General features: G+C 59.8%; 14 protein-coding genes. 6 read left to right on the plus strand and 8 right to left on the minus strand.

From position 1 onward, the window contains the following. Positions 1-1,273 precede the first annotated feature (1,273 nt). On the plus strand, positions 1,274-1,687 hold the full coding sequence (locus MKK49_RS00930; RefSeq protein ID WP_244026150.1) for a hypothetical protein: 414 nt from the start codon (positions 1,274-1,276) through the stop codon (positions 1,685-1,687). Between the two features lie 464 nt (positions 1,688-2,151). On the opposite strand, the gene MKK49_RS00935 is transcribed toward MKK49_RS00930, so the two are convergent. Beyond that, positions 2,152-2,451, minus strand: coding sequence for a hypothetical protein (locus MKK49_RS00935; protein ID WP_244026152.1), 300 nt, complete (start codon positions 2,449-2,451; stop codon positions 2,152-2,154). Between the two features lie 142 nt (positions 2,452-2,593). Here MKK49_RS00935 and MKK49_RS00940 point away from each other — a divergent pair, with 142 nt between their 5' ends. Further along, positions 2,594-2,968: a hypothetical protein gene (locus tag MKK49_RS00940; protein WP_244026154.1), complete on the plus strand. Its 375-nt coding sequence runs from the start codon at positions 2,594-2,596 to the stop codon at positions 2,966-2,968. A 623-nt stretch (positions 2,969-3,591) separates the two neighbouring features. Here the strand turns inward: MKK49_RS00940 and MKK49_RS00945 are convergent. Together MKK49_RS00945 and MKK49_RS00950 are read right to left on the minus strand one after the other, a co-directional pair. Next, positions 3,592-4,350 carry a Crp/Fnr family transcriptional regulator gene (locus MKK49_RS00945; RefSeq protein ID WP_244026157.1) on the minus strand — a complete coding sequence of 253 codons (759 nt, stop codon included), beginning with the start codon at positions 4,348-4,350 and terminating at the stop codon, positions 3,592-3,594. Between the two features lie 1,427 nt (positions 4,351-5,777). Further along, positions 5,778-5,954 (minus strand): hypothetical protein, encoded by a 177-nt coding sequence (locus MKK49_RS00950; protein ID WP_244026159.1) that lies wholly within the window; start codon positions 5,952-5,954, stop codon positions 5,778-5,780. 313 nt (positions 5,955-6,267) lie between these two features. Here MKK49_RS00950 and MKK49_RS00955 point away from each other — a divergent pair, with 313 nt between their 5' ends. The 3 genes from MKK49_RS00955 to MKK49_RS00965 all read left to right on the plus strand — a co-directional run bounded on the left by MKK49_RS00955 (position 6,268) and on the right by MKK49_RS00965 (position 9,244). Further along, positions 6,268-6,993: a hypothetical protein gene (locus tag MKK49_RS00955; RefSeq protein WP_244026161.1), complete on the plus strand. Its 726-nt coding sequence runs from the start codon at positions 6,268-6,270 to the stop codon at positions 6,991-6,993. A 1,037-nt stretch (positions 6,994-8,030) separates the two neighbouring features. Further along, positions 8,031-8,606 (plus strand): hypothetical protein, encoded by a 576-nt coding sequence (locus MKK49_RS00960; RefSeq protein ID WP_244026163.1) that lies wholly within the window; start codon positions 8,031-8,033, stop codon positions 8,604-8,606. Then, complete coding sequence (locus MKK49_RS00965) at positions 8,606-9,244, plus strand: hypothetical protein (protein ID WP_244026165.1); 639 nt, start codon at positions 8,606-8,608, stop codon at positions 9,242-9,244. The genes MKK49_RS00960 and MKK49_RS00965 overlap by 1 nt, the downstream gene beginning before the upstream one ends. A 1,186-nt stretch (positions 9,245-10,430) precedes the next feature. On the opposite strand, the gene MKK49_RS00975 is transcribed toward MKK49_RS00965, so the two are convergent. The 3 genes from MKK49_RS00975 to MKK49_RS00985 all read right to left on the minus strand — a co-directional run bounded on the left by MKK49_RS00975 (position 10,431) and on the right by MKK49_RS00985 (position 14,304). Beyond that, positions 10,431-10,925: a hypothetical protein gene (locus MKK49_RS00975; protein ID WP_244026168.1), complete on the minus strand. Its 495-nt coding sequence runs from the start codon at positions 10,923-10,925 to the stop codon at positions 10,431-10,433. A gap of 525 nt (positions 10,926-11,450) precedes the next feature. After that, positions 11,451-12,980 (minus strand): chromosome partitioning protein ParA, encoded by a 1,530-nt coding sequence (locus tag MKK49_RS00980; protein ID WP_244026170.1) that lies wholly within the window; start codon positions 12,978-12,980, stop codon positions 11,451-11,453. Positions 12,981-13,269: 289 nt separating this feature from the next. Further along, entirely contained in the window at positions 13,270-14,304 is a 1,035-nt protein-coding gene (locus tag MKK49_RS00985; protein ID WP_244026172.1) for a site-specific integrase, read from the minus strand. 267 nt (positions 14,305-14,571) lie between these two features. Between MKK49_RS00985 and MKK49_RS24745 the strand changes: the two genes are divergently transcribed. After that, on the plus strand, positions 14,572-14,964 hold the full coding sequence (locus tag MKK49_RS24745) for a PilZ domain-containing protein (protein ID WP_409565000.1): 393 nt from the start codon (positions 14,572-14,574) through the stop codon (positions 14,962-14,964). Positions 14,965-15,472: 508 nt separating this feature from the next. Here the strand turns inward: MKK49_RS24745 and MKK49_RS00990 are convergent. Together MKK49_RS00990 and MKK49_RS00995 are read right to left on the minus strand one after the other, a co-directional pair. Further along, the gene (locus MKK49_RS00990) at positions 15,473-15,784 is read right to left on the minus strand and encodes a hypothetical protein (protein WP_244026174.1); all 312 of its coding nucleotides are present in this window, start codon (positions 15,782-15,784) and stop codon (positions 15,473-15,475) included. After that, positions 15,781-16,425 (minus strand): AAA family ATPase, encoded by a 645-nt coding sequence (locus MKK49_RS00995; RefSeq protein WP_244026175.1) that lies wholly within the window; start codon positions 16,423-16,425, stop codon positions 15,781-15,783. The genes MKK49_RS00990 and MKK49_RS00995 overlap by 4 nt, the downstream gene beginning before the upstream one ends. Positions 16,426-16,488: the final 63 nt, after the last annotated feature.

Below are 16,488 nucleotides of genomic sequence, written 5' to 3' on the forward strand. Positions count from 1 at the left end.
TCAGGCGGGCCTGCATCACAATTCCAGGCTTGAACACCGGCAGCCGCCTAGTTCCCATTTGCACCGCTTCGCCGCTCATCAGGGTCCTGACGGTTCGCACCATCCGATTTTTTGACCAATGAAGAGCGCGCATTGAGCGGTCATGAGGCAATTAGGACAGCGAACATTCTTCGATAGTTGATTTCGATAAAATAATCGAAATTACGTCTTATGATGATTTTATAGACTCCAATATGTGCATAAACCAGATTGTTGGACGGCAGACGAACGGCGTCTCATCATCGCATCGAGCCTCTCTGATGGATATCTCCTCCCAGATACTTCGCCTCGCAGTCTCAGGACTTGCGAGGCGTTTTTGATACGTCTGCGGGCAAAATCTGGCCCGTATGCCTCATCAACGAGAAGGGCGCAGGAAGAGATCGCCTACGAACGCGAGACGGCGATCAATCGCAAATGGATCGCATACATTATCTTATCGACCGTCGTGTACGAGTTGATTGGTTTCGTCATCCTGGGGTGGTGAATATTTGCAACCAATATCTCGCCGCCTCACATTCATGGGGGGCAGTGATGTTCGAAGATGTGAAGATGTATTCCGAAATTTTGTCTGAGCCGAGATCTCCAATCTACTATGTAATCTTACTGACTGACTGCGGCAAAGTGCATAACGTTTTGTGTCTCAACGCGGACGATGACGAACTGGCCATCGAACGCGCGAAGATGATGGTTGATGGTTCGCCACCGAGTTATGGGACGGCCTGCGCCTCATCGAACATTTCGCACCCGTGATGTGAGGCTGTGGCGATGACACAAAATCAGATAGCCCAAAATCAGGCGACGTCCCTCAGAGTAAGGGTCGAGGCCACGGGCGAAAGGCCGCGCGGGTGGGCGTGGGCGATCTATCGCGACGCGGATCGGCTTCTCATAGCGCGATCACGCTCGCTGTACTGGAGCCACCGCGAAGCCGAAGAGGCCGGAAGCGACGCCGCCGCCACCGTGAAGCGGAACCTCCAACTGCGTGCGTCCCGGCTGGGTCGGCCGCACCCTGGCGAGGAATGATCCGCGCGCCACGCTTCCTCACCGAGAAGGCCCCAACCCCCGCAACGTGTTTACGATCCGCTCGACACCGGCCCCGTCGAGGTGCGGGTTCTCGGCCGCGACGCGGAGGATCAGTTCGGATTTGATCATGGCGGCACCTTTGGCCGCGTGATGGCGCTGGTTTAAGCCGGCATGGAAATGGTACGGCCCGCCAGTCTCCCATCCGAGCCCCGCCATGCCGATCCGGCGCGAGCACCGGTTCTTCTACCCTATCGACTGGGCGCAGCTTTCGGCTGTAATCCGGTTCCGCAGGGCTGGCGGGGCATGTGAGGGCTGTGGTAGGCCGCACGGACGGTTCGTCTACTGTCTCAAGGATGGCCGCTGGTGGGATGCGGTCTGCGGAGCATGGCGAGACCGCCAGGGGCGTTCCGTAGCCGCCCTGCCCCGCCTGGACGAGCTTGAGGGCCTACGGCGCACGAAGGTGGTTCTGGCCGCCGCGCATCGCGACCACGACACCGCAAACAACGCCGACGCCAACCTCGTCGCGCTCTACCAGCGCTGCCACATCCTGCACGACCGTCCCGAGCACAAGCGCAGGCGGAGGCGGACGCTGTTCCGAAGGCGGGCCGATGGTGACCTGTTCGGTTGAAGTCTCGTTTCGGGAGCGGTGCTGGCCGGCACAAGGCTGGGAAGGGTAGGACCGGGCACCTGCGGACACAGCCGGGAAAAGGCTCGACTCGCCGCTCCAGTCCGTGCAGCAATTGCAATCGGCAAAAAGGAGAATGAGCATCCAATGCTCGCGAGGGTTAGTCCGGTTGATTTCGTCCGCGCCACTACGTCAGGCCGGACCCAGCCAGCGCTTCTGAACTGCGAGCGGCCGGACGGTGAGTTCATTGAGGTCATCGCCAAGTTTTCGAGTTTTTGCGATGAAGGAGTCGCCAACCTCGTGCGTGAGGTTATCGCCGCTTGTCTCGCTGGAGATCTCGGGCTTCCAATTCCCTGACCCTGACCCAGCAAACTGGTCCGCGCTGAGCGCAAGTTTTTCGGGCATCCTGAACCCTGAAGGAGGGTGGATGCCATGCCTCGCAAACACTTCACGAACGAACACGCTAATCAGCAGTCGTTGCTGCCCGGCTTCACGACCTGACCCTCGGTCGGCTTCTTCTCACCAGCGCCGATCTGGGTGTTGCCACCGACGTTATTCATGGCGCCGACGGTACCCGGGGACTCGGCCTTGGCGCCAGGGGTGACCTTCGTATCCGAAGCACCATCCGCCTTCGAGCTCTTGTCAGTCGAGGCGCTCTGGCCCTGGGCGTTAGTGGTCGTACCGACCGCACAGGGCGCGGCCATTGATGCCGACCCCGCGGCGATTAGAGCCACGGTGGCGAGGGTGATCGTGCAAAAATTCTTCATTGGTTTTCTCCGGGACGTTTCCTGAAGTTCCCAACGTGACGGGTCTTCCCACTTTCCGACGAAGCGGCCTGATGTGGCACCCGATCCCTAGCCGCATCCACCGTACCCGCCTATCCCGTCCGGCCACCAAGCACCGGACCTCATGTCAGCCGCACCCAAGATCATCCCCGCCGACGCCCAGGCCTGGCGACAGGGCTTCCTGAACCTCCGGCCGAGCGTCGTGCCGTGTCCCGGCCTGACCATGCAGAGTTGGGCTGGCGTCCATGAGAAGTGCGTCGACTTCCTTGACCGCCGGGCCGATGAGGCTGCCGCATTGTGCTGGACCACGCTCGACTTGTTCGGTGTGCACCCGGAGGCGGGGCTGATCCGCCCGGACTTCTGCGGCAGCATCGTCATGTCGGGCGACAAGGTCTCGACGCTGACCGCCAATCGCATCGTATTCGTCAACACCGCACACTACCGGGACACTCCCGGCCGGCCGACCGGCGCTGTGCCGATATGGCTGTTCGGGCGTTAATATATTAAATGACGTGCAACCTTTGACCGCAGATCACTCTTTTGTTAACTCGCGGGCGGGCATGCCGTCCGTCATCGAGCGGGCAAGGCAGCCTGAGACGAGCTCATGTACAGGGTAATGCAAAGAGTATGGGTGCCGAGGCCAGGACGGCTCACGCCCTTCATTGCGGGCATCGTCGCGGCCCTCACCGAGTTCTACCCCTTATCCCCGGCTAACCTACTACCCAATCGGATTGCGGAGGCGTTACAGGCCTTGTCCTAACGAGCAGATGATTGCCATCGTCAGTTTCATCGGTCGTTGAGACGCGCACCGCAGTTTGTGCGAAGCCCTGATGTTTAAACGTCAACTCTCTTCTCATGCATTCAAGTGATTGATCAGCCATAGTGTTGCTTCGTCTAATGTAGTGAACGGATGCGGTCTATGACCCGATAGTCGAACAAATCCAGCTTCCAAAAACGAGCTATCATGATCTTCGTGTTCGCTGCCGAGGCGCACTAAAACCCCAACCAGCAAGCGTCGGCGATCACGAGCATACCCTCCCGATCAGAGCTGGCCGTGTCAATAGCAATAGGCTGGGATACCACCATCACCTCAACAGAGCATTGTTCTACCATTGGCTAGCCCTATTGCTCCCGGTTTATCCAGGACACAGAACGCCGGTCACCCCAGCGCGTGTTCCGCAGGTGGAGATAATTTGGCGTGAAGTGGCAGTAGGCCTTGATCCTATCGACATCGAGGATGGTCAGGGTGCGCTGCTTCAACGTGATCAGGCCGAGAGCCTTGAGCTCGCGGATCGTACGGTTCACGTGGACGTTCGACAGCCCCATTGTGTCGGCGAGGTCGATTTGGGTGAACGGGAACGAGAAACTGTTGTCGGTCACGCAGCCCACCGCTTCAAGGCGCGTGTGAAGTTCGCATAGAAGATGGGCGATGCGCTGGTTCGGCGGCCGGCCACCGATGTTGACCAACCACTCACGCAGGACTGCCTCATCAACGAGGGCACACCACCAAAACGCCTTGGTGATGTTGGGGTAGCGCGCTGTGATTTCATCAATGGATCGCCGGGGGATATCTACGACCCGGCAGGGCGAGATCGTGCCGATGTTGTGGTCCATTTCGTCGAGGATGAAGACGTTCAGATCGCAGAAGTCGCCCGGCACGAAGTAGGCCATGATTTGCCGCTGCCCGTTCGGCAACACCTTATAGCGGCAGGCGAACCCGTCGAGGATCAGGTGGACGTTCTCGGGCGCCTCCCCCTCCCGGATGAGGTCGACATGAGCTCCCACCTGTCGGGTTCGTAGTACAAGGCCGTCCAGCGCCCATCGATCCTGATCGCTCAGAGCCTCGTAGCTATCAAGTTTTTGGGCCAGGGCATGAGTCATGATGCTACTCGCGCGTTCGGATCACAAACGCTGGGTGCGAAAGCGTACCGAGTACGAAACACGCGATAACCGCGTATGTTCAAAAGCAAGCGCTTCACTAAAACGGTGAAAAATTAGGCAGTTCGGCGATATCTCGAATGATTTCGCCGAGAGCCTTCAGGGCGGCTATTATGACCGTGTCGGTCAGACCGAACCCTGCAGCCCCCTTCCTTGCCTGCATGGCATCCGCAATCCTTGTGAATTTCCTAAGCCTAGACGTCGCCATGTGCGGCACGCCAAGCAGCCATGGCATCCGTATGAGCATTAAAGAGCTTACGAAGTTTGCTGCCAGGCTCCCCTCTACCTTCAACGCTATGCGTCATGTCATTGAAGTCGACTGCTAGATGTGTTGTAGATATTTCTGTCATCCAGGCTTTCCTAGATGATACAAGCCGCGCATCGGTTGCAACGCGTATGTGATCCATAAATAGCGCGAATTGATCTTTATCCATCTTGGCGCTGTGCCCTTATCTTCATGGCTTCCAAAAAAGCCGCCCAGTATTGCCTGGGCGGCTATAAGTTGGGGTCCTCGGGAAGATGACAATCACACTAAGCGTACGTTTTTTTTGCTGTGCATCGTCATAAGTTGTGTTTTGCATTGATAGGATGGCATCGAAGCGTGTAAATTGGTTTTCACCATTCGGAAGAGTCGCAATGGTCCAAATGAAATCCGCCTCAGATTGCTCGGGCGGGTGAAAGCTCACATCAGGTTAGGGATCGCCTAATGGCCGGGTGTTACCGGCTCAACTTCGGGCACTGCGAAGCGCTGGACGAGGCCGTCTTCTCCGTAGAGGTCGGTGCGAATGTCCGCGCCTCTCGCCGTTACGATCCGTATCGCTTCCGCGTCGCTGTCGGCTCTTAAGTCCCGTACGTGGATGATGCGGCCATCGGTATGGCGCGTAATGGCACGATAAGATCGCGCCGAGCTAAGGGGATCTGAGGAGGTTTCAAGCACAGGATTAAACAGCGCTGTCGTCCTACAGGGAATATGGACTCCCGCGCCCATGATCGGGCGAAAGAGCATTCTCAGTTTTCGCACAGCCGAAAAACTGGGAACCATCATTTGATCGTTTGCCGATCACATCCATTACTTTGTTTATTGCAGCGTTAATATAGATTTACAGCAAAAATTTAGAGGACGCGTGACGCTCTCTACAGCGCCTACGTTCCAACTTTCATGCGCCTTCCCGCCTCCCCGGTCCATAGAAAACCCGCCGCGGCCGGAGCCGGGCGGGTGAAGGTGGTTCGTGGAGTTCCCACCGGTGAACGGCTGAGCGGTGCCACGGTTCCGACCTACCGCTTGGCCATGCCCCCGATGATCAGCCCGACGAGCAGCACGATCAGGCCGTAGACCGCCCCCAGATCCTGAGGCTCGCCCGGCGGGCAGGTCACGAAGGCGCCTTCGGCAAGATCTCGAACTCCAAGGGCTGGAGCATGGAGATGATCGACCAGCCCAGCGCGCGCTGCAGCGGGTTGCAGTCGTAGGCGACCACGCTGCGCAGGATGCCTTTAGCTGGCATGGCGTCGAGGAGGCTCTCCATCACGGCGAAGGTCACCGTGGGCATCGAAGCGCAGGCTCACTCGCTCCTTACCGTTGACTTAACCGTGCTCCCCGGCCGACATGCCATGTCCGGCCTCATTCGTCTCGTGCGAGTCGTGAGCCGGCGTCAGGAGAGATCACCGCCGCGAGATAGACCCTGAAACGACTACGGCCCCCCTGTCGCCAAACAGGAGGGCCGCGAAATCGAAATGGCCTGTGGTGGCCGGTTGCAGTCCCCCACAAGCCATAGAGCGCCCTCGGGTGTCAAGCGGGAACGCCAATTCCCGCATCGAGAAGTCGTGCCTTGTGCCTGCCGCGGCCCGAAAGGGTTAGGGACGATGTTTCACGCCGCCATGAAGGCCGCGATCGAGGACGCGCGGACGCTTGCCCAGATGGATGAGCTATCGCGTCAGGTGTGGCAGGGGCACGGCTCCGGGGTGTTGGGCGACGATGAGGCTCAGGCGCTCGCCGAACGCCTCCACGGGCGCCGCAGCGCGATCCGTGACGGCATTCGGCCCGTTGGCATCCCCGCAGGCCGGGCGAGCTTCTTCCCACCCCGTGCGCGGTCCGTGAGCCCCGACAGGGCGGCATCGCGGGACCGGCGCCGCCTCCTGGCCTGTTCCGGCCCCATGCCGCCGGCCCTCGCCGCCCGGTTCACCACCGGCCAGCTCGCGGTTCTGCGCATCGTCGGCGACGAGGTGGCCACCAAGGGCGTGTGCGGGCTGTGCATCGACGCCATTGCGGCCCGGGCTGGGGTCTGTCGGCGCCTTGCCCAGACTGCGATCCGGCTCGCCGAGGGCGACGGGCTTCTGACGATCGAGGAACGGCGTCACGAGGGTCGGAAGAACTCGCCCAACCTCGTTCGGGTCATCAGCCGGGAATGGCAGGCCTGGATGCGGCGCGGGGCTGCCCACCACCGGAGGCAGGTAGAGCCAGCGGCAACTATCCAGGGGATAGGGTGCAAACCGATTCACCCCACGGATAAGGGGATAATTACGGGGACAATTCGCCTAGCGGAACCATCAAAGAAGCTGCCAGAACGGCAGAGCCGGACCCGACCGTGAGGCCGAGCTGGAATCGTCGCGAAGGGTGGAGGCGGCAGAGCTATGCCGAGAGCGCATTCGGCCGGGCGGAAGAACGAACGCCGCGGCTATCTATTTTGCGGGGTTACGCGCCATGATCTGGCCATGGCTTACGAAAGGACCCGCGCGCTTTTGCTCAGGGCTGAGGCGACAGATGGGCCAGAGATTAAATGGGCATGGGCGATCCACCGCCTGCCCAGCCGAACGCTGATTCTGCGGTCCATCCCAGCGTATGCGGACTGCTCTCAGGCGCTCGTCGCAGGAGGCATCGTAGCCGCTGATATCGGCCGCCGATTGGGTGTCTTGATCGTTGATGGCGTCGGCTGATTCAGTCCGAGAGATCGCGCTGCAGGCTGTCTCGCGACCTAGACAGGGCGCACACAAGGCGCACCTCTCCCGTCTGGAGCTTGAGGCGGCGAACGAGATCTCGCGCTAAAGAACCAACAACCTCAGCTTGCTCACCCTCTGCCGCCGAGGCGGCGATTTGCTCAAGGGCGACTTCCGGCGACGGGGCGAGCACGGCGTAGACGCAGGTAACTTCACTACTCTGGTGCGTGCCAATCAGGTAAGCCGTTTGCCTGGGGAGTTCATTCGTCAATTGGATGCGCTCCAGACCAACGGGCAAGCGGTGGGCGAGATGGGGGATAACACGGCGTTGTCACCAGCCGTGATATTCCTGCTGCATCTCGAACCTTTGCCGACTGCTATGCGGAGCAGATCCTCAGGATCGTACCCGTGCCCAGAATTCCAACCCTCCTCGCGAGCGCTTGTCTATCCGGCGGCGTTGTTGCAGGCCTGTTCGTGCTCGCCGATGGCTCCGCGCGATTGCAGCTTGAGATGGCGATGGCGTCCTCACGCACCTCACCCGTTGAGGTGAAGCCTGCTACCGCCACTTCGCGCACGAAAGCTGGTTCTTTGGACAGGAATCGTCTCACAGCGACCATCGCGGGGATCTCACGGGGCGGTGTCGAGTAGCGCCTGATCGGGAGCGTGAGCGCCGTGTCGCCGCCGTTAGCCTGGTGCACGATGGCTTCAATTTCGGGGAGCTGGACGTATTCGATCCCGCCATCGTCCGCCCGCCTTGGCACCTTCACCGTAGGCTGACCCCGAAGCTGATCGAACGTCTGCAAAAGCTCGAGACTCGGAGCATCAAGGGCGCGACGGAAGTCCCGCCTGGGCTGATCCCCGTCCTGATGTGGAACATCGCCACGCGCCTCGGCGGATACCCGCAGGCGCAGGATCTCGCCCTTGACCCGCCGCGTCGGGGCGACGCCGTCGGCGATGGGTTCGCTCGTGGCCTCGGATATCGCGACTATGAGGAGATGAATGAGGCCGCCAGCCTGGACCCCGCCGCGTGGGCCGCCCGGGTCGATGAGGGCCTGACGGCCGTCCTCTTGAGCGAGGGCATCGACCGAACCGACGCGAGCGAGACGGCGATCTTCTCCGGCCTGTGCCGCGTGCTGGACGACGCTGCTGCCGCCAAAACGAGCCAGGACCCCGCCTCCGGCTGGTGCGATGTCGGGGAGCGCCTGGACGACTGGATGCGGTCCTGCGTCCTCCCGTCCGCCGTGATCCGCCAGGAGGCCCGAGCCTGATGCAGAACGCTATGGAAAGGCGGCTTGCCGTCCTGGAGGCGGCCAAGGCCACGGCGCGATCGGGTGCGGTCGGCCTCCCCGATCTGCAGCGCCTAATGATTGCGCTCATCGCCTGCCACCTCGGCGAGATCCGCGAGGGCGAGCCCATGGCGCAGGCCATGACGCGCGCGCTCGAGTACGGCCGCTCGCAGGATCTCTCAGCAGCTCTGGAGGCAGAGGACGGCACCACGACGAGCCTCGCCTTCGATGCCCGTTATCGTAGCGCCGTCGAGCGCCTGCTGGCCCTGCGCGGGACGGGGCTCGATGACGCCGGCAACGCCGTGGCGTGCGCTCTTCGTTCCCTGTTCTACGCTATACCTGAGCGAGTCCGGCTCCATCGCTTTCTTGACGGCCTGGACCCCGCCGATATGTTCGATGGGCTTCCCGAGGCCCCGACACATGTGGCGGCGGTGGACTTGGCACTCCTAAGGCCCGACGACACGAATTTGCAGATTGCGGCACACTTTTATCGGGCTACGCTCATAGCGCAGGACGAGGACCCGGGGACAAGCCGAGGTCGCTCGGCAAGCAAGACAGCCCGGCAGGCGGCGGACGAGTATGAGGCTGTCCTCCGGGGCGGAAAGATCCCCCATCCCTGATCGTGCATCTGAATACCGAGGTGATCGGTGGCGCCGAGGAGATCCTTGCCGCAGTGGGTCAGGCCATCGACCAAGCGAGCACGAGAATGCTGCTTAGGAACACCCCGTAGGTGATCACTACGGCGGCAACCTCACGGTTCTGGTGCAAGACGGAGCGGGTGAGCAACATGGGACAGGACCGGGAGCGGATGCGCTCCCTCTCTTGATCCACCAATCCCTTCGACGCGATATCTCGGAGCCCCTCAACGAACGAGAATTCTCCGTCGTAGCGTAGCAGTCACATAGGTCGTTGGATGCGCGGCAGTGGCCAACTCATCGAAATCCCGGTGGCTCAATGGGTGGCCGCTTATCTGGCAGCTGGATCGCTGATTGCGCCGGCTACCGCAGCAGTTAGAGCAGCGGTCATCATGCCGATGAAGGTCACAGTGATCATGTCTTGGGCCTTTTCGATGTGTGGCTCTGGGGCACCAGGGCCTCTGAATTTCGAAATACCTACCAATTCGTTTACAGGCCGTTAACCCTCTCCCTAGCGGAGCAACGACACGCGCGCAGTTTTAGGGCGGGTTGGTTGGGGCAGGTTTGACCGTAGGTGTGGCCGGCGCCGATCCGGTTCGATGGCATGTAACTAGATACATCACCCGGATTTGTAACGGGCCCCTGATGGGATTGCAGGGAGGGAAAGGTTGTAGTGAACTTCCGCGATCCGTGTGGCGTTCTGACTCTGGCCAAAAGTAGCCGGAGGAAACATTCCATGGGTACGAAGATACTCGCTCTCACCACTGCGCTCGTCGTCTCGCTCGGTGGTGCCGCAATGGCTCAAGCGCCAGCGGGCGGTGGAAGCGCCACCGGCAACATGAACAATCCGGGCAGCGTGAAGAGCAGCGGCGAAAAGAGCATGGAGCGCTCCACCGGGTCTGCCACTGGCAGCCCAGGTGCTGTACCGGGCGCCAGCGGCGGTCCTTCAACAGCTACCACGGGTGCGCCGGCTGGGAGCACTGGCGGCAACGCGGTCACTGGTTCGGGCGCGGCTCCAAGCGGTAAATAAAGTTTCGTCCCAAGGCCCGCTGGCCTTTTTGCCAGCGGGTTATAATGAATTTGTGCAATAACGTCGAGACATTAGAAAGATTTCTATCATAACAGGTTATATTATATTCGGAAAATATTAATTGTTAATGCGCAAAATATTTTAAACTAATCTCTCTTGAAGAAAGCTGCTGATTTTTTTTAGGTATAGCTCGAGGCTTCGTGTTCGGGTCTCGGCGTTTACTGCCCGAGCAAGAGTCTTATGTGCCTGTAACTCAGCCTCACGGCGACTAAGTTCGGCCTCACGAATACGAAGGGTCGCTTCAGCGAGGGCTTGTTTCGCTTCCTGTACTTGCTGCCGGTAGGTCGCAGTTTCCTCAAGTGCGCTTTTTAATTGGGCGCGCATTTGAAGGCGTTCGCCTTGGGTCAGGCGGATCAGATCCTGGGACTGGGCGGAGATGAGGTCGGCACGCTCGCGCAACTCCTGCATCGCGTCAACAGCGCGTTCGACAAGTCGAAGGGTCCGGGCACCGTCGCACTCCTGCATGGCCTCCGGTTCATAGAGAACCAGGGCTTGCGACGTGCCGGTATCGCGCATGCCCGAAAGATGGATGACGGAACCCCTATCCGGTCCAGCTGGTAAGGCGAGCAACGACATCGGTCGGCCTAGGCAGCGGCAGGCGGGATAGGCGCCGGCGCCCCCCGCGTGAACCCAGTGACTACGGCCTCGTGAAGCCTAGCCAGCCATTCTTCCGCGTCGCTAGCTCGCTTCTCCGCGAGTATCGCACGAGCCTCGGTTTGGGCGAGTCTGTCTTGAAGAGAGTGTTCGCGCTCAACGGCTTGAGCAACCGTACGTTGAAGTTCCTGTTCCAGTTCGCTTGTCCGCTCTTCGCTGATGCGGATCGCGGTCGTGGCTTCATGAATCAGGTCAAGGGTCGATGACCAATTGCGCTGTTCGGTCGGGGCAGCCTCATCGACCGGGCGGGCCTCAGCAACCTGCTTCAACGGAATCAATGTCTCGACTGGCACTAATACGGTATCCGGCCGTCCCCGCATGAGCCAGGCGGCTGATGAAGCAGTCTCTCGGTCGCGTAGAGCGTTTTCAGTCATGGCCGGCGTTCCTGTAAGATTCTGGTTCTTGCCCATCTCTTGGGAGAGTTGGGCTCCTCAACCCATTGCGAAATTAGATCTTCTCTGCCGGCATGAATGGCCTAACGTTACTTGGCTCGGGCGGAGGGACAGTTGCTGCCTCGGGCCGAGATGCGGTCTCTTCGGTTGTAAATGACCGTGCTGCACGCTTTAATGCTTCGTGCTGCTTTTGGAGAGAGACACGGCTCTCGCGTGCGATGTCGAGGGCGCCCTGAGCCATTTTGCGCTCGGACCGCTCATGTTGAAGCTCCTCGACCAGGCGGTGATTGACCACCTCGAAATCAGAGCGTTCGACCTCCTGGCGATGGATAAGTTGCTCGATCCGATCCGACAGGCTGGCGATGCGGCCCGTTGCCTGTTCGAGAGCAGCGTCTTTGGCAGCAATGGCCTTGGCGAACATATCGCAACGATGATCAAGTTCGGAGCGTGAACGCTGCATCTCCAGGAAACGCTCGGTCTGGCGAGCGAGGTCCGCCTGAACGCTTTCGAGGCGACGCTCCATGGTCACACGCTCGATAGCCGCCTCTTTAAGGCCGCGTTCGGCGGTTCGTCCGACCTCGTCACGTTCACGCAACTGATTGCGCAGTTGCACCAGCATCTGATCCGTTGTTGCTAGCCGCCCTGTTGCTGCTTCGAGCCGCATAGCGAGACTTGCCCGCTCTGTCCGGTGGGTGGAAACTTCCACATCGTAGTGTGCATCTGCTTTCTGACTAGCAGAAAGGGCGTTCGCAAGTTGCTGCTCGAAGTTCCTCGCAACATTGCGAGCTGAATCTGCCTGAACCTCGAAGTCTTGCGAACGCGCCGCAAGTTCCGCGATCTTGACCGCTTGCTCCTCGCTCAGTGCCTGGAGACGTTGATTGTCCTGATCCAGAAGATTGCGGGCTTCACGCACATCCTGCAGCTCGCTCTCGGATCGGACCAAAGCCTGATCGAGGGACTTGGCTTCACTCCGAAGGGCTTTGCTTTCGCCTAGGAGGGCGCGGGTCTGTTCGGTCTCCGCAAAAAGCTGACGCTCAAGGTTCTCAGCGACAAGACTTTTTTCTCGCAGGTTGACGCGCAGCTCTTCACCGGTCGCGTCCCGATCCTGGAGACTGGTCTCCAAGTGGTGCAATTGGATCGCGGTCGCTGAGTAATCGTTCGTGACTTCGGCGAGCCGCTTAGATGCCTCTGCAAGATCGCGCCGCATCGTCGCCGCGCCGGTCTGTTCCAGCGCTAAAAGCGTTTCAACCTCGGAGATCCGTATTCTAGCTTTCGGCAATTCGTCTGTAATTGCAATAATCGGTTCGAGTATGGCAGAGAAGTCGCCCTGAAGAGATTTGAGCTCTTCCAGTCGTTCTGCCATTTCTGCAACGCGAAAACGCACTATCTCATTTTGTTGGCCAACAGAGTCTATCGAAAATTTATCTACCGTGGAAATATTCGAATTATTGCGAGAATGATTAAGATTATTGTATGATAATATTTCGTCAGATGCAAAAGGTAATTCTTGTTTTGAATCAATAGAAGGCGCATCGGAGCTTTTATGCTCGATGGATTTGGATTTTCCAAAAGGCATCCAAGTCATTATTGCGAACCCGTGGCCGCACCGATAGCGACACCTCTAAGGTTGGATTAGTTTCAACTGGAATGATCCGTCAATATGGCACGGCGACCGATTTTCATAATTTATTAAGTTGTGTTCAGATGGTCGCTAATCCACCCGTGGCCAACACAATTTTGTGATCATTTGAGTGAAATTAGGCAATCGATATAATCGCATTTGTTCTCAGGCCATTTTTCTACCCTGATAGAGAGGCGTAGATATGACCGAGATGTCGCGTCAGGCTTCAGATGATGATGCATTTTGATGTGGGTCACAAAAACCCACTCCCCGAGTGGTCCTTGAAGGCGTTGGCCCGTCGAATGTACCCCACGACCGTTCTCGGATCGCGGTGCCCTGACTGATCCATGATGCGCGCGAGATCCGCGCCGCGCTCGGCCGCCGTGGTGATGTAGCCGGCCCGCAATGAGTGAACCCCGAAGGTCGAGGCATCAAGCCCGGCCGCCGCCACGTATTGTTTCATGATGTCAGCCACGGCCCGCGTCGTGAGGCGGGGCGGCAAAACGGCAAAATTTGCCGATTTCTCAGCATGACCGGGAGGAGTCGCCAACTTGGCGAACCCCCGCACCCGCCCCGACCGCGACACTGGCCGGAACACCGGCCCTTCCGTGATACCGGCAGCATCGAGCCAGTCCCGCACCAGAGCAACGGGCCGGATGAACCGCCCATGCGGTATCGCTTTCTCGAACCCCTGCCCTTCCTGATCGGTCTTGGACCGGCGGACCATTACCCGCAGCCCGTCGCGGTCCTCGCGAAGGTCGGCAACATCGAGGGCGACGAGTTCGGACCGCCGGAACGCTCCTGCGAACCCGAGGGCAAGCAGCGCCTTGTCCCGCTTGCCTGCCAGCGTATCGGGCACACGCAGCAGCATCACCATCAGCACATCGACGGTGGCCGCAGCCTTTTGTGTTGGCGCTACGCCTACCGTTCGCCGCACGCCCTTCATGGTCGCGCGCACGTCCTCATGCTGGGTCGGGTCAGGCAGCCCCGCGAGCTTGTGCGCGTACCCGATAGCCGCGCACCGCCGGCCAATGGTTGAGGCCGCTCGCCCCGCCTCGGCTTCGTGCACCAGGAACCCCGCCACAGCCACGGGCGACGCCGGCAGGGACGCAAAGCCGTACCCGGCGCACCACGCCTGAAACAGCACCGCATCGCTTCGATACGCCTTTACCGTCGCGTCGGCCTTGCTCGCCCTCTGGTAGGCCTGAACGATGGAGGCGAGTTCGGCGGGTAAGGGAATTGCCCCGTCCCTTGTCGCGACTTCGAAGCCTTCCGAATTCGATGTCACAGTCGATGCCCCCAGGTCTGTATGACGTAGATGAGGAGCCACATCACTCCGAGCGCGCACACGGCCGCGAGCAGCGCCCGGTTCACTGGCAGGAGATCGTCCAAGGGACCGAAATTAAGGATCAGGACCCCAACTAGCCCCGCGAGTGCCCCAATCCAAATGAGAAGGTGACTACGCCGATCCATTGGCCGCCGCTTCGCTGGAGCAAATTTTATTAACGCCATGGGCGTACTATTCTGTACAAATTTTAAGCCTTGGCGACCCGGAATGCCCCAACCCATACAAGCTTCACCCGAACAGGCACTGGCTGCGTTCGCCGAGCGGGCACCTCGGAGTGAAACGAATTGGATTGCATTAATCCGGACCTCTGAGGGAATGGAAATCCCATGCACGGTAAAGGACGTTTCTAAGACAGGTGCAAAGATTGCGGTATCTGACTCGTACCATCTGCCCGACGACTTCATGCTGAAGGTTGTCGGAAAAGACTATGTGTGCCGAGTAAAACTTGCATGGCGTAGAGGGCATTACGCGGGCTTACGAATTGAACAGATTGCAAAAATTGCTCCCAAACCTGTTGCGGTCGTAGAGGTTTCTCGCACCGGAACGGACCCGTCATACAAAGCCATTGGCGCTCGAAGGTCAAAGGTATCGACTTTCTGATCCCAATCTTCAGGAGGCCATTACGATCTCTTCCGCTGCGGTAGGCGCGGTCGTCTGCATCGCATCCCCTCTCCGCGTCCGTGGCATTAGCGAATACTCCGTCCATGTGTGCGTCAGTCCAATTGGGCAAGCCCATGTAGTGCCTCCGGCCGGCGGATTATTCCGAACGCGAACCGGCCGGCATCGAGCTCCATCGCCAGACATGGGCCGCCGGTCGCGTGATCGGGGATGAACCGGAGGGCGACGCTACATACCGCCGTCACACAGCAGTAGCCGCAGCCGTTGCAGGCCGAGCCGAACTCAGGCTTCGGTGGAAGCCGAGCGCCGGACGTACCGTCAATCAACGGTATAGCCACGGCTTCATTTCTTTCGACCGCTTCCAACCTAAACCGCCTGAAACTTCCGAGAAGAACCATTATCGGAAGTTACACGCAGCATCGATGCATTGCAACGCTTTCATGCTGTAATGCTATAGCGTCATAACGGAAGGGCGCCGTAACGCCTTCTCCTACTGACCGCCCTTGCGACCGACTTTCAGCGCATCTACGGAAGGGTGCCCGTGCTTCTGCAAGGCAGCGTCGATCCCCTCCATAATCACGTCATGCACCTTCACGTCCCGCGTGAACGCGATTTCCCGCAACCGGCGGTGAACCTCGCGCGGCAGATAAACGGACGTATGCACCACCTCTGGACGGGGCTTGCGTCCAGGCACCTTCGGCGGGGCCTCAGGCTCGCCTGTGAATGGGAGATCCGCGATAGCTTCGCGAGTATCGGCGCCCGGCAGGTTCAGGCCGCCAATGATGGAGGGACGCTTCGTCATGCCTTGGTCCCCTTCATCTTACGATCAGCCCAGGCCCAGAGCGCCCGGATCTCGTCGGCCGCCTTACCGTCCGCCGCATACTCCGTGACGCCCTGCCCCGATGCGAGCGCGTCTTGATGGTCGGCCCGCTGAGTAAGCGGTGGCTCGGCTAGTACGCCAAACATGCCAAGACCGTTCGCGGCTTCCGTTGCTCGCGAGCTGCGGCCAGCAGGGCATTGGTTGAGGACGAACGCGAACCGATCCCGCATTTCGAGGCGCATCAAGGCCTCAATGGTCGGCATGGTAGCCTGAAGGTCCAACCGCGACGGGCGCGCCGGTATGAGTGCGAGATCCGCGACCTGCATCGCAAGGTTCCCGCTGGTCGAGGCTACGCCCGCGGTGTCGAGGATGGCGAGGGTGTAGCCCTGACCGGACAGCGCCTTGAGTATTGCTGGCAGGTTAGCGAGATTGTCTGGCCCGATCCGATCAACGGCGGGAGCGTCCGCCGAGCGGGTGTCCCCCCAAGCCGCAAGCGAGCCCTGCGGATCTAGGTCGAGCGCAATCACCTTCTCGCCGGACGCGGCTGCGGCGACCGCGAGTGATGCCGCGATGGTGGTTTTCCCGGCGCCACCCTTCTGAGTGACAAGTGTGATGGTTCGCATGACAGCCCTATGGCGCTTTCCTGCTTCAACGGTAAAGCACGAAAGCGTGAAAGCATCGTCACC

The organism is Methylobacterium sp. J-090, from assembly GCF_022829345.1.
Classification (GTDB): Bacteria; Pseudomonadota; Alphaproteobacteria; order Rhizobiales; family Beijerinckiaceae; genus Methylobacterium.